Source organism: Streptomyces sp. AM 4-1-1 (assembly GCF_029167625.1).
In the GTDB taxonomy this organism is placed as follows: Bacteria; Actinomycetota; Actinomycetes; order Streptomycetales; family Streptomycetaceae; genus Streptomyces.
This window is the reverse complement of sequence record NZ_CP119145.1, coordinates 484,365-499,536: the sequence shown is the minus strand read 5'-3', so window position 1 is coordinate 499,536 and position 15,172 is coordinate 484,365. Positions and strand designations below refer to the sequence as shown.

1 protein-coding gene is annotated in these 15,172 nt (G+C 73.8%); it reads left to right on the top strand.

Features of this window, described 5'->3' with window-relative positions; genetic code table 11:
* Positions 1-17: 17 nt before the first annotated feature.
* The gene (locus PZB75_RS02080; protein WP_275533559.1) at positions 18-15,149 is read left to right on the top strand and encodes a type I polyketide synthase; all 15,132 of its coding nucleotides are present in this window, start codon (positions 18-20) and stop codon (positions 15,147-15,149) included.
* Positions 15,150-15,172 lie beyond the last annotated feature (23 nt).

Here is a 15,172-nt window from a genome sequence, read left to right as displayed (position 1 = left end):
GAAGGCGCAGGTGCGCGATGAGCGAGCAGAAGCTTCGTGAATACCTCAACCGGGTGACGATCGACCTCCAGCAGACCCGCGACCGGCTGCGGAAGGCGGAGGAACGCGGTCAGGAACCCATCGCCGTCGTGGCCATGGGCTGCCGCTTCCCCGGCGAGGTCCGCACCCCCGAAGACCTCTGGGACGTCGTGGACGGGGGCCGCGACACCATGACGGGCATTCCCGCCGACCGGGGATGGGAGGCCGCCGGGCTGACCGCGGCGGGCAGCGCCGCGGAGGGCGCCTTCCTCGACGACGCGGCGGGCTTCGACCCGGACTTCTTCGGGATCTCGCCGCGCGAGGCACTGGCCATGGACCCGCAGCAGCGGCTGATGCTCCAGGTGTGCTGGGAGGCGGTCGAACGCGCCGGGATCGACCCGATGTCCCTGCGCGGCAGCCTCACCGGCGTCTACGCCTCCACCATCGACCAGGGATACGCCTCCCTCGCCGACGGTGCGCCCGAATCAGTCAAGAGCTTCCTGATGACCGGCAACGCGATCAGCGTGATGTCGGGCCGGGTCTCGTACGCCATGGGGCTCGAAGGTCCCTCGGTCACCGTGGACACGGCCTGCTCCGCCTCCCTGGTGGCCCTGCACCTCGCCGCCCAGGCCCTGCGCGAGCGCGAATGCACCCTGGCCCTGGTCGGCGGCGTCAACGTGATGGCCATGCCCGGCGCCTTCCTGGAGATCGGCCGGCAGGGCGGGATGGCCTCCGACGGCCGCTGCAAGGCGTTCGCCGCCGCCGCGGACGGCACAGGCTGGGGTGAGGGCATCGGTGTGCTCCTCGTGGAGCGGCTGTCGGAGGCCCGGCGCAACGGGCATCCGGTGCTGGCGTTGGTACGGGGCTCCGCCGTCAACCAGGACGGTGCGAGCAACGGCCTGGCCGCCCCCAACGGTCCCTCCCAACAACGCGTCATCCGCGCCGCGTTGGCCGACGCCGGTCTGACCGGAGCCGATGTCGACGCGGTCGAGGGACACGGCACGGGCACCCGGCTCGGCGACCCGATCGAGGCCGACGCGCTGCTCGCCACCTACGGCCAGGAGCGCCCGGCCGGCCGGCCGCTCTGGCTGGGTTCGGTCAAGTCCAACATCGGCCACACCCAGGCCGCCGCCGGGGTGGCCGGGGTGATCAAGATGGTCATGGCGCTGCGCCACGGACGACTGCCGAAGACGCTGCACGTCGACGCGCCGACGCCCGACGTGGACTGGTCCGCCGGTGACGTACGTCTGCTCGACGAGGCCCGGGACTGGCCGGAGAGCGACCACCCGCGCCGGGCGGGTGTCTCCGCGTTCGGCATGAGCGGCACCAATGCCCACGTGATCCTGGAGCAGGCTCCGGCGGAGGGGCCTGAGGGGCCTGAGGGTGGTGGGGGTGTTGGTGGTTCCGGTGCGTTGTCGGGGTCTTCGGTGCCGGTGGTGGGGTTGGGTGGTGTGGTGCCGTGGGTGGTGTCGGGTCGTAGTGCGGGTGCGTTGTGTGAGCAGGCGGGTCGGTTGGCGGCTTGTGTGGGTGGTGTGGGGTCGGGTGGGATCGGTGTGAGTGGTGTGGGTGAGGTGGGGCGTGCGTTGGTGGTGTCGCGTTCGGTGTTTGAGCATCGGGCGGTGGTGGTGGGTGGGGATCGGGAGGGGTTGGTGGGTGGTTTGGGTGTGGTGGCTGGTGGGGGTTCGGGTGTGGGTGTGGTGGTGGGTCGGGTGGGTGTGGGGGTGGGTCGTTCGGTGTTTGTGTTTCCGGGTCAGGGGTCGCAGTGGGTGGGTATGGCGGTGGAGTTGTTGGAGGGTTCGGAGGTGTTTGCGGGGTGTGTTGCTGAGTGTGAGGGGGTGTTGTCGCGGTGGGTGGATTGGTCGTTGGTGTCGGTGTTGCGGGGTGAGGTGGGTGCGCCGGGGTTGGATCGGGTGGATGTGGTGCAGCCGGTGTTGTTTGCGGTGATGGTGTCGTTGGCGCGGTTGTGGGGTTCGTTCGGTGTGGTGCCGGATGCGGTGGTGGGTCATAGCCAGGGTGAGATCGCGGCGGCGGTGGTGGCGGGTGCGTTGAGTTTGGAGGACGGGGTGCGGGTGGTGGTGTTGCGGAGTCGTGCGTTGGGGGTTCTGGGTGGTCGTGGGGGGATGGTGTCGGTGTCGTGTTCGGCTGGGGTGGTGGGGGAGTTGTTGTCGGGGTGGGAGGGGCGGTTGTCGGTGGCGGCGTTCAACGGTCCTGCTTCGACGGTGGTGTCGGGTGAGCCGGGGGCGTTGGCCGAGTTGCTGGTCCGGTGTGAGGTGGAGGGTGTGCGGGCGCGTCGTATCGAGGTGGATTACGCGTCTCATGGTGAGCAGGTGGAGGAGATTCGTGGGGTGTTGGCGGGTGAGTTGGCGGGGGTGGTGCCGAGGTCGGGTGGGGTGCCGTTCTATTCGTCGGTGACGGGTGGATTGGTGGACGGGGGTGTGTTGGACGGGGGGTATTGGTATCGGAATCTGCGTCAGCCGGTGTTGTTCGAGGATGCGACGCGGGCTTTGTTGGCCGCGGGGCATCGGGCGTTCGTCGAGGTCAGCCCCCACCCCGTCCTCACCGTCCCCCTCCAGGAGACCGTCGAGGACCACCTCGCCGAGCCCGTACCCGGCGCCCCCGAGGTGCCCACCCTGATCACCGGCACCCTCCGCCGGGACGAGGGAGGACCGCGGCGGATGCTCACCGCACTCGCCGAGGCGTACACCCATGGCGTCCCCGTCGACTGGCGGCCCGCCTTCCGGGGTGTCGAACCCCGCCACGTGGAACTGCCCACGTACGCCTTCCAGAACCGCCGCTTCTGGCTCGAACCGGTCGCCCGGCCCGATGCCGCGCCCGTGGAGAGCGACCCCGCCGACGCCGCCTTCTGGGACGCGGTGGAGCGCCAGGACGTCGAGGCCGTCGCCGCCACCCTCGGCGTCCCGGCAGCCACCTGGAACGACGTCCTGCCCGCCCTCGCCGGCTGGCGCAAGAACCGCCGGGACCGGGCCGTACTGGACGGCTGGCGCTACCGGGCCGGCTGGCACCACCTCCCCGAGCAGCGGCCCAGGCCGCTGTCCGGCCGCTGGCTGGTGCCCGTCCCCGAGGAACACACCGGACACGAGACCGTGCTCCACGCCGTCCGGGCACTGGAGGAACACGGCGCACACCCCGTCCTGGTCCCCCTGGGCCACGCCGGGACCGACCGGGCATCGCTCACCGCCCGGCTGCGCGACCTCCTGGCGGACGACGAGGCACCCGCCGGAGTGCTCTCCCTGCTCGCCCTCGACGAACGCCCGCACCCCCTGCACCCGGCACTTCCCGTCGGTGTGGCACTGACCACGGCGCTGACCCAGGCGCTCGTCGACCTCGGTGTACGGACCCGGCTGTGGAGCGCCACCGCCGGCGCCGTCTCGACCGGCCCCTCCGACGCCGTGCGCAACCCGGCGCAGGCACTGGTCTGGGGGCTCGGCCGGGTCATCGGACTGGAACACCCGAAACTGTGGGGCGGCCTCGTCGACCTCCCCCAGGAACCCGGAGACCGGACCGGCCGACTGCTCGCCGACGTGCTCGCGGGCATCGGCGACGAGGACCAGATCGCGGTACGCGCCTCCGGTGCGCACGCCCGGCGCCTGACCCGGTCCGCACCCACGACGGCCCCGTCCCCGGAGTCCTCCGACGGCGGCTGGCGGCCCACCGGGACCGTCCTCATCACCGGCGGAACCGGTGCGCTCGGCGCCCACTGCGCCCGCTGGCTGGCCCGGAGCGGCGCCGAACACCTGGTGCTGACCAGCAGGAGCGGGGAGAGCGCCCCCGGAGCCGTGGCGCTGCGGGACGAACTCACCGCCCTCGGCGTCGGCGTCACCCTCGCCGCGCTCGACATCACGGACCGCGCCGCCCTCGCCTCCCTCGTCGACGGACTGGCCGAGGAGGGCCGCCCCGTCCGCTCCGTCCTGCACACCGCCAACGCCGCCCGGATGGTGCCGGTCCGCGACGAGACCGACGCCACCTTCGCCGCCAGCCTCGCCGCCAAGGCCCAGGGCGCCGCGAACCTCGACGCCGTGTTCGCCACCACCGAACTCGACGCGTTCGTCCTGTTCTCCTCCATCTCCGGCACGTGGGGCAGCGCCGACCACGGCGCCTACTCGGCGGGCAACGCCTATCTGGACGCCCTGGCCGAGCACCGCCGCTCCCGGGGACTGGCCGCGACCTCCGTGGTCTGGGGCATCTGGACCACCGAGGGCGGCGGACAGCTCGCCGTCGATCTGGAAAAACTCCTCCTCCAGCGCGGTGTGCCGTCCATCGACCCCGCGCTGGCCGTCGCCGGACTCCAACAGGCCCTCGACGACCAGGAGACCGTGGTCCTCGTCGCCGACGTCGACTGGCCCCGGTTCGCCCCCGTGTTCACCTCCGCCCGCCCCAGCCCGCTGATCGCCGACCTCCCCGACGTACGCGCCCTGACGGCGGCCCCGGCCGCCGCGGACGACGAGGCCGCACCGGACGACGGCGACACCGAACTCCCGCTGCGCCGCACCCTGGCCGCACTGCCCACCGCCGAGGCCCACCGCACCCTCCTCGAACTGGTCCGTACCCACGCCGCCGCGGTCCTCGGCCACGAATCCGCCGACGAGGTGCTGCCCGACCGCCCGTTCCGCGAACTCGGCTTCGACTCGCTGATCGCCGTCGAACTCCGTAACCGGCTGAACACCGCCACCGGACTGCGGCTGCGGACCACCGTCGTCTTCGACTACTCCTCCGCGACCCGGCTCGCCGCACACCTGCGCACCGAACTCCTCGGCGCCGGAACCGGGCAGGCCCGACAGGCCCCCGCCCCCGCCGCCGACCCCGGGAAGCCCATCGCCGTCGTCGCGATGAGCTGCCGGTTCGCGGGCGGCATCGACACCCCGGAACAGCTGTGGCAACTGCTCCAGGACGGCGGCGAAGCGCTGTCCGGGATGCCCACCGACCGGGGGTGGCCGCTCGACCGGCTCTTCGACGACGACCCCGACCGACAGGGCACCTCCTACGTACGGGAAGGCTGCTTCCTGCACAACGCGGGCGACTTCGACCCGGCCTTCTTCGGGATCTCACCGCGCGAGGCCGTGGCGATGGACCCCCAGCAGCGCCTCCTCCTGGAAACGTCCTGGGAGGCGATCGAACGGGCCGGGATCGACCCGGCCTCGCTGCGCGCCACCCCCACCGGGGTGTTCGCGGGCGTCAACTACCAGGACTACACGCTGATCGCGGGCCCCTCCCCGGAGATCGGCGAGGGCCACCTCGTCGCGGGCGGCGCCGCCAGCGTGGTGTCCGGCCGGGTGGCGTACACCCTCGGCCTTGAGGGCCCGGCCGTCACCGTCGACACGGCCTGCTCCTCCTCCCTGACCGCGATCCACCTCGCCGCGCAGGGCCTGCGCAGCGGCGACTGCACCCTCGCCCTGGCCGGCGGGGTCGCCGTGATGTCCAACCCGGGCGTGTTCATCGGCTTCTCCCGGCAGCGCGGACTCGCCGCCGACGGCCGCTGCAAGGCGTTCGGCGCGAGCGCCGACGGCATGGGGCTCGCAGAGGGCGTCGGCGTCGTCCTGCTGGAGCGGCTGTCGGACGCCCGGCGCAACGGGCACCCCGTCCTCGCCGTGCTGCGCGGCTCCGCCGTCAACCAGGACGGCGCGAGCAACGGCCTGTCCGCCCCCAACGGTCTCGCCCAGCAACGGGTGATCCGTCAGGCACTCGTCAACGCGGGCCTGACCGCGTCCGACGTCGACGTGGTGGAGGCGCACGGCACCGGCACCACCCTCGGCGACCCGATCGAGGCCGAGGCGCTGCTCGCCACGTACGGCCGGGAACGCCCGCCGGGGCGGCCGTTGCGGCTCGGCGCGCTGAAGTCCAACATCGGGCACACCCAGGCCGCCTCCGGGGTCGCCGGGGTGATCAAGACCGTGCTGGCCCTGCGCCACGGGGTGATGCCCCGCACCCTGCACGCCGACGAGCCCTCCCCGCACGTGGACTGGTCCACCGGTGACATCGAACTGCTCACCGAGCCGTACGACTGGCCGGACACCGGGGCGCCGCGCCGCGCCGCGGTCTCCGCCTTCGGCTTCAGCGGCACCAACGTCCACGCCATCCTGGAGGAGGCACCGGCGGACCCGGCCGGAGCCACCGACTCGGCTGACACACCCGCCGACACGGCGGACACCGAGCTGACGGCGGAGGCGACCGCCGGGGACCCGGCCCCGTCGCCCACCCTGCCCTGGGTGCTCTCGGCCAGGACGGCGCAGGCACTCACCGGACAGGCGGTACGCCTCCGGGAACAACTGCGCGACAGCGACAGCGGCGGTGGCGGCGACCGTCCGGACCCGCTCGACATCGGCTTCTCGCTGGCCACCGGCCGGACCCCGTTCGAGTACCGCGCCGTCCTGCTGGGCTCCGGCCCCGAAGGCCCCCTCGACGCGCTGGACGCGCTGGCACGCGGCGAGGATCACCCCGGGCTGGTGCGCGGTGTCACCGACGCCGAGGGGCGCCGGGTGTTCGTCTTCCCCGGCCAGGGCGCCCAGTGGGCCGGCATGGCGGTGGACCTGCTCGACCGGCCGTCGGCGTTCGCCGACTCCATGGCCGCGTGCGAGGAGGCCCTGCGCCCCCACGTGGACTGGTCGCTGTCCGCCGTCCTGCGCGGCGACCCGGGCACACCCCCCTTCGAACGGGTCGACGTGGTCCAGCCCGCGCTGTGGGCCGTGATGGTGTCGCTCGCCGCGCTCTGGCGGTCCTGGGGCGTCGAGCCCGACGCGGTACTGGGCCACAGCCAGGGCGAGATCGCCGCCGCCGTGGTGGCCGGCGCGCTGACCCTGGAGGACGGCGCCCGGGTCGTGGCCCTGCGCAGCCGGGCGCTCGGCGCGCTCGCCGGGCACGGCGGCATGGTGTCGGTCGCCCTGCCCCGCGACCGGGTCACCGAACTCGTCGGCCGGTGGCCGGGCCGGCTGTCGGTCGCGGCCGTCAACGGCCCGACGGCCGTGGTGGTGTCCGGCGACGCCGACGCCCTGCGCGAACTGCTCGCCGACTGCGAGAACGACGGCGTACGGGCCAGGGCCGTGGCCGTGGACTACGCCTCCCACTCCGCCCACGTGGAGCGCATCCGTGACGAGGTGCTGACCGCCCTGGCGGGCATCGGACCCGTCACCGCCAAGGTGCCGCTGTTCTCGACCCTGACCGGCGACTGGCTGGACACCGCGGTCATGGACGCCGAGTACTGGTACCGCAGCCTCCGCGAGACCGTGGAGTTCGACGGCGCCGTACGGGCCCTGGCCGAACAGCGCCACGAGGTGTTCCTGGAGGTCTCCCCGCACCCCGTCCTCACCATGTCCGTGCAGGAGACCCTGGACGGCACCGACACCCCGCGGGCGCTGGCCGTCGGCACCCTCCGGCGCGGCGAGAGCGGCCCCGAACGGGCACTGTCCTCGGCCGCCGAACTCTGGGCGCACGGCGTCCCGGTGCGCTGGTCGGCCCTGTTCGAGGGCACCGGAGCCCGCCGCACCGACCTGCCGACGTACCCCTTCGAGCACCGCCGCTACTGGCTGGAGGGCCCCGGCGCGATGGGACCGGCCGCCGAGGACGAGGCGGACTCCGAGTTCTGGCGCATCGTCGAGCGCGGCGACCCCGCCAACACCCTCTCGCTGGACGCCGAGACGCTCGGCACGGTGCTGCCCGCACTGACCTCCTGGCGCCGACGGCACCAGGAGAACTCCGTCGTCGACACCTGGCGTTACCGGATCGACTGGCAGCCGGTGCCCGACCCGGCCGCGACCACCCTGTCCGGCCGCTGGCTGGTGGTCCTGCCGGCCGGCCACGAGGAGGACGCACTGGTACGGGACACCCTCGCCGCCCTCGCCGCCGCGGGCGCCGAGACCGTGCCCGCCGTGCTCACGGACGAGGACACGGAACGCCAGGACCTGGCCGCGAAACTGACCGGGGCGCCTGCCGCGCACCCGGGCGCCGACCGGCCGGCGTTCGACGGAGTGCTCTCCCTGCTGGCCGCCGCCGTCCGGCCGCACCCCGGCCACCCCTCCGTCCCCGTCGGCGCGGCGCTCACCCTCGTCCTGGTGCAGGCGCTCGGCGACCTGGGCATCGACGCACCGCTGTGGTGCGTGACCAGCGGCGGGGTGACGACCGGCTCCACCGACCCGCTCACCACCCCCGAACACGCCCTGATCTGGGGCACCGGCATGGTGACGGGACTGGAGCACGCGGACCGCTGGGGCGGCCTCATCGACCTGCCACCGACCCTCAACTCCCAGGCCCGCAACCGGCTGTGCGCGGTCCTCGGCGGGACCACCGGAGAGGACCAGCTCGCGGTCCGCGCCTCCGGCCTGCTCGGCCGCCGCCTGGTGCGGGCCCCGCGCGCCCCGGGCGACCGCCCGGCCTGGAAACCGCGCGGCACCGTGCTCATCACCGGCGGTACGGGAGCGCTCGGCCCGCACCTCGCCCGCTGGCTCGCCCGGGGCGGCGCGGAACACCTCGTGCTGCCCGGCCGGCGCGGCCCGGACGTCCCCGGCGCCGACGAACTCACCGCGGAACTGGCGGAGCTGGGCACCACACTCGCCCTGCCCGTCTGCGACATCTCCGACCGGGACGCCGTCGCCGAGCTGCTGACCGGGCTCGACGAGCGGGGCACCCCCGTCACCGCGGTCTTCCACGCCGCCGCCTACATCGAACTCGCCCCGCTGGACGAGACCCCGCTCGACTCCTTCGCCGCGGTCGTCGCCGCCAAGGCGGCCGGCGCCCGGCACCTGGACGAACTGCTGGACCACGAACTCGACGCGTTCGTCCTGTTCTCCTCCATCGCCGGCGTCTGGGGCAGCAGCAACCACGCCGCCTACTCGGCGGGCAACGCCTACCTCGACGCCCTGGCCGAGCACCGCAGGTCCCGGGGGCTGACCGCGACCTCCGTCGACTGGGGGGTGTGGCAGGCGGCCAACCCCTGGGTGCCCCGCGTGACCGTGTCCGACGCCGACTTCTTCCGGGTGCAGAAGCAGGGCCTGCCGCTGATCGAAGCCGGACCGGCCCTCACCGGACTCCAGCAGGCACTGGACGACGACGCCTCCGTCATCGCCGTCGCCGAAGTGGACTGGGAGCAGTTCGCCGCGGTCTTCACCTCCGTACGTCCCAGCAGGCTGCTCACCGGGGTCCCGGAGGCCCGCAGACTGCTGGAGGAGGTGCCCGCCGCCGCTCCCGGGGCGTCGTCACCGTTCCGGCAACGCCTGGAGAAACTGGAGGAGAGCGAACAGATCCGGGCCGCCCTGGATCTCGTACGCACCCACGCGGCAGCCGTACTCGGCCACTCCTCACCGCAGGAACTGCGCCCCGCCAAGGCGTTCCAGGAACTCGGCTTCGACTCCCTGACCGCGGTCGAGCTGCGCAACCGGCTGCGGTCGGCCACCGGGCTGCGACTGCCCGCGACCCTGATCTACGACCACCCCTCGGCGGCCGTGCTCGCCGAGCACATCAGGTCCGAGGTGCTGGGTGAGCGGCGCACACCCGCCGCGCCCGTCCCCGCGCCGTCCACGGCAGCCGCCGACGAACCGATCGCGATCGTCGCCATGAGCTGCCGCTTCCCGGGCGAGGTGCACACCCCCGAGCAGCTGTGGCGCCTGCTCGCCGACGGCGGGGACGTCGTCTCCGGATTCCCGACCGACCGCGGCTGGCCACTGGAGGAGCTGTACGACCCCGACCCGGACCGGCCCGGCACCGCCTACGCCCGGCACGGCGGATTCCTGCACGACGCGGGGCAGTTCGACGCCGAGTTCTTCGGGATCTCACCGCGCGAGGCGGTGGCGATGGACCCGCAGCAGCGGCTCCTCCTGGAGACCTCCTGGGAGGCGTTCGAACGCGCCGGGATCGACCCGGAGACCCTGCGCGGCAGCTCCACCGGAGTGTTCACCGGGGTCAACTACCAGGACTACGGCAGCGCGTTGTACCAGAGCTCCGTGGACGAGGGACATCTGCTCACCGGCAGCGGCGGCAGCGTCATCTCCGGCCGCATCTCCTACACCCTGGGCCTCGAAGGCCCCGCCGTCACCGTCGACACGGCCTGCTCCGCCTCACTGGTCGCCCTGCACGTGGCCGCGCAGGCGCTGCGCGCCGGGGACTGCACCCTGGCCCTGGCCGGCGGCGTCGCGGTGATGTCGACCCCGGGAGCCATCGTCAGCTTCTCCCGGCAGCGCGGGCTGGCGGCCGACGGGCGCTGCAAGGCGTTCTCCGACGCCGCCGACGGCATGGGATTCGGCGAGGGGGTCGGCGTACTCCTGGTGGAACGGCTCTCCGACGCCCGGCGCAACGGACACCCGGTGCTCGCCGTGCTGCGCGGCTCCGCCGTCAACCAGGACGGGGCCAGCAACGGGATCGCCGCCCCCAACGGCCCCTCCCAGCAACGCGTCATCCGGGCCGCGCTCGCCAACGCCCGGCTGTCCGCCGCCGAGGTCGACGTCGTCGAGGCGCACGGCACCGGCACCACCCTGGGCGACCCGATCGAGGCGCAGGCGCTGCTCGCCACCTACGGCCAGGAACGCCCGCCCGGCCGGCCGCTGCTGGTCGGCTCGCTGAAGTCCAACATCGCCCACACCCAGGCCGCCGCCGGGGTGGCCGGGGTGATCAAGACGGTGCTGGCCATGCGGCACGGCCAGGTGCCCGCCACCCTGCACGTCGACCGGCCGTCGGCCAAGGTGGACTGGGACGCGGGCGAGCTCTCGCTCGTCACCGAGCTGAGCCCGTGGCCGGAGAGCGGCCACCCGCGCCGGGCGGGCGTCTCCGCGTTCGGCATGAGCGGCACCAACGTCCACGTGATCCTGGAGCAGAGCGACACCGCGACCGACGAACCGGACCCCCTGCCCGGCACCCCCGGGCCCGGTGACACCGCCCTGCCCTGGCCGCTGGCCGCCAGGACCGAGGACGCGCTCAGGAACCAGGCGCGCAGGCTGGCGGAGCACCTGACGGGCAGCCCGGCCACCCCGGCCGACGTGGGCCTCTCGCTCGCCGGCCGCACCGCGTTCGAACACCGGGCCGTCCTGGTCGGGGACGACACCCGGCTGCCCGCCGCGCTCACGGCCCTCGCCGACGGCGCGACCGCCCCCGAACTCGTACGCGGCGTCGCCGACACGGACGGCCGCACGGTGTTTGTGTTTCCGGGTCAGGGGTCGCAGTGGGTGGGTATGGCGGTGGGGTTGTTGGAGGGTTCAGAGGTGTTTGCGGGGTGTGTTGCTGAGTGTGAGGGGGTGTTGTCGCGGTGGGTGGATTGGTCGTTGGTGTCGGTGTTGCGGGGTGAGGTGGGTGCGCCGGGGTTGGATCGGGTGGATGTGGTGCAGCCGGTGTTGTTCGCGGTGATGGTGTCGTTGGCGCGGTTGTGGGGTTCGTTCGGTGTGGTGCCGGATGCGGTGGTGGGTCATAGCCAGGGTGAGATCGCGGCGGCGGTGGTGGCGGGTGCGTTGAGTTTGGAGGACGGGGTGCGGGTGGTGGTGTTGCGGAGTCGTGCGTTGGGGGTTCTGGGTGGTCGTGGGGGGATGGTGTCGGTGTCGTGTTCGGCTGGGGTGGTGGGGGAGTTGTTGTCGGGGTGGGAGGGGCGGTTGTCGGTGGCGGCGTTCAACGGTCCTGCTTCGACGGTGGTGTCGGGTGAGCCGGGGGCGTTGGCCGAGTTGCTGGTCCGGTGCGAGGCGGAGGGGGTACGCGCCCGCCGTATCGATGTGGACTACGCCTCCCACGGCGAACAGGTCGAGGAGATCCGCGACGAACTCCTCGACGTCCTGGCCGGACTGCGACCCGTCACCTCCAGGGTCCCCCTCTACTCCACCGTCGACGGGCGCTGGCTGGACACCACCGAGATGGACGCCGGCTACTGGTACCGCAACCTGCGCCGGACCGTCGGCTTCGAACCCGCCGTCCGCGCCCTCGCCGCCGAGGGCTGCACCGCCTTCGTCGAGATCAGCCCCCACCCCGTACTGACCATGGCCGTCGAGGAGACGGTCGAGGCGGCGGGACACGACGCCGTGGTCCTCGGCACCCTCCGGCGCGACGAGGGCGGACCCCGCCGGCTCCTGCTCTCCGCCGCCGAACTCTGGGTGCGCGGCGGCGCCGTGGACTGGACGGCGGCCTTCCCCGGAGCGGCCCAGGTGGAACTGCCCACCTACGCCTTCCAGCACCGCCACTACTGGGTGCGCCCCGCCGCCGTCACCCCGGCCGACGTCACCTCGGCGGGACTCGGCTCCACCGGGCACCCGCTGCTCGGCGCGGCCATGGAGATCGCCGACACCGGGGAGGTGCTGCTCAGCGGCCGCGTCTCCCTCGCCACCCACCCCTGGCTCGCCGACCACGCGGTCTCCGGAGTGGTACTGCTGCCCGGCACCGGCTTCGTGGAACTGGCCGTACGCGCCGGGGACGAGGCGGGCTGCGCCGAGGTCGAGGAACTGACCCTGCACGCCCCGCTGGTCCTGCCCACGACCGGTGCCGTCCGGCTCCAGGTGCGCGTCGGGGCCCCCGACGACACCGGGCGGCGCACCCTCGCCGTGTCCTCACGAGGCGAGGACGACACCGACCGGGAGTGGACCACCCACGCGTCGGGCACGCTGGCCCCGGGTGAGGAACCCGCCGGGGACCAGACCCCCGACGACCAGGTCTGGCCCCCGGCGGGGGCCCGGCCGGTCCCGCTCGACGGCTTCTACGACCGCATCGCCGACTCGGCGTACGGCTACGGCCCCGCGTTCCAGGGGCTGCGCTCCGCCTGGCGCCTCGGCGACGAGATCTTCACCGAGGTCGAGCTGCCCGAGGACCAGCGGTCCCAGGCCGCCGCGTACTGCCTGCACCCGGCCCTGCTCGACGCGGCGCTGCACGGACTTCGCCTGCTGGCCACCGAGGACGGCACCGAGCAGACCGAGGAACCCGGCACCGCCCGGCTGCCGTTCTCCTGGGGCGGAGTCACCCTGCACGCGTCAGGGGCCACCACCCTGCGGGTCCGGCTGGGCTACGACGACAGCGGAGCGGTCTCCCTGTCCGCCGCCGACCCGGCCGGCCGGCCCGTCGCCACGGTCGGCGAACTCGCCGTCCGCCCGATCTCCCTGGACGCGCTGCGCGGCACCGGACCCACCGCCCACGACTCGCTGTTCCGGGTGGACTGGACCCCCGTACCCCTTGGCGGCGACCGGCCCGCCGGACGATGGGCCGCGATCGCCTCCGGGGAGTTCCTGCCGGACGCGCACCCCGACCTCGCGGCGCTCACCGGAACCGTGGCGGCGGGCGCGCCCGCACCCGAGGTGATCGCCGTCGACCTCACCACCCCCGTGGCGGTGCGCACCGCCCTGGGAGGCGTCCTGACGCTGCTCCAGGAATGGCTGGCGGACGACATCTACGCCGACACCCGGCTCGTGCTCCTCACCCGGTCGGCCGCCTGCACCGTTCCCGGCGAGGACATCGCCGATCCGGCGGGCGCCGCCGTATGGGGCCTGGTGCGCTCGGCCCAGTCCGAACACCCCGACCGGATCGTCCTCGTCGACACCGACGACCGGGACCGGGCACCGGCTCTGCTGCCCGCGGTCCTGGCGACCGGTGAACCTCAACTGGCCATCAGAAGTGGCGCGTTGTTGGCACCCCGGCTGGCCCGCGTACCGGCTGCCGCCCCACCGCGGCAGGCACCGGCGCCCACGGACCCGCCCGCGTCGGCCGACGCGTCCACCGTGCCGCCGACGGAACCGTCCACCGACGCGTCGGCCGTACCGCTCACGACCCCGCCCGTCGACGCCTCCGCCGGACCGGCCGGGGCCCCGCTCACCGATCCGTCCGGCGCCCCGCCGCTCGACCCGTCCGGCACGGTGCTCATCACCGGCGCCTTCGGGGTCCTGGGCGCACTGGTGGCCCGGCACCTCGTCACCCGGCACGGCGTCCGCCATCTGCTGCTCACCGGGCGGCGCGGCCCGGACACCCCCGAGGCGGCCGCGCTGACCGCCGAACTCACCGGACTGGGAGCGCAGGTGCGGTCGGCCGCCTGCGACGTGGCCGACCGTGAGGCACTGGCCGCACTGCTCGGCTCGGTGCCCGCCGACCGGCCGCTGACCGCGGTGATCCACGCGGCGGGAGTCCTGGACGACGGTGTCATCGGCTCGCTCACCGCCGAACGCCTGGACCGGGTGCTGCGCCCCAAGGTGGACGCCGCGACACACCTCCACGAGCTGACGAGGGAGTCGCCGCTGTCGGCCTTCGTCCTGTTCTCCTCCGCCGCGGGCACCATGGGCAGCGCCGGACAGGGCAACTACGCCGCCGCCAACGCCTGTCTGGACGCACTCGCCCAGCACCGCAGAGCCCTGGGACTGCCGGGGCAGTCGCTGGCCTGGGGCATGTGGGCGCAGCTCAGCGCACTGACCGGCACCCTGGACGAGGTCGATCTGCGCAGGCTGGGCAGGGGCGGTGCGGGCGCGCTCAGCTCCGAGGAGGGACTGGCGCTGTTCGACGCGGCCCTGACCCGGGACGAAGCGGTACTGGTACCGGTCCGCATCGACCTCGCCCGGCTGCGGGCACGGGCCGACGCGACGGGGGCCCCGCATCTGCTGCGTGGCCTGGTACGCGGCACGGCCCGCCGGACGGCCGCCGGGAGCGCCACGGCGGCCGGCGCGGACACCCTGCGCCGACGGCTCGCCGGACTGGGCGCCGACGAGGCGGGCACGGTCCTCACCGAACTGGTCCGGGCCCATGTCGCCGACGTACTCGGACACGAGAACCCGACAGCGGTGGACCCCGAACGGGCCTTCCGCCAGCTCGGGTTCGACTCGCTGACCGCCGTGGAACTCCGTAACCGGCTCAACGCCGCCACCGGACTGCGACTGCCCGCCACGCTGATCTTCGACCACCCGAGCCCGAAGGCGGTGGCCGGACATCTGGCCGAACGGTTCGGACCGTCCGTACCGCGGCGGCGACCCACCACCGAAGGACCGGACGACGCCGAGATCGGCCGCGCCCTGGCCACCGTCCCGGTCGCCGCGCTGCGCGACTCCGGACTGCTGCAAGCGCTGCTGCGGCTCGCGGCCCCGGACGACGAGAAACCGGCCCCCGGCACCCCGGCCGGCGTCGACGCGATCAAGGAGATGGACGTGGACGACCTCGTCCGGACGGCACTCGGCGGCGGACATGCCTGACCCGGCACGTGATCTGAGGAGCG

Bases quoted from the DNA above. Each gene is read 5' to 3' on its own strand.
- PZB75_RS02080 (WP_275533559.1), top strand. From the start codon at position 18: ATGAGCGAGCAGAAGCTTCGTGAATACCTCAACCGGGTGACGATCGAC.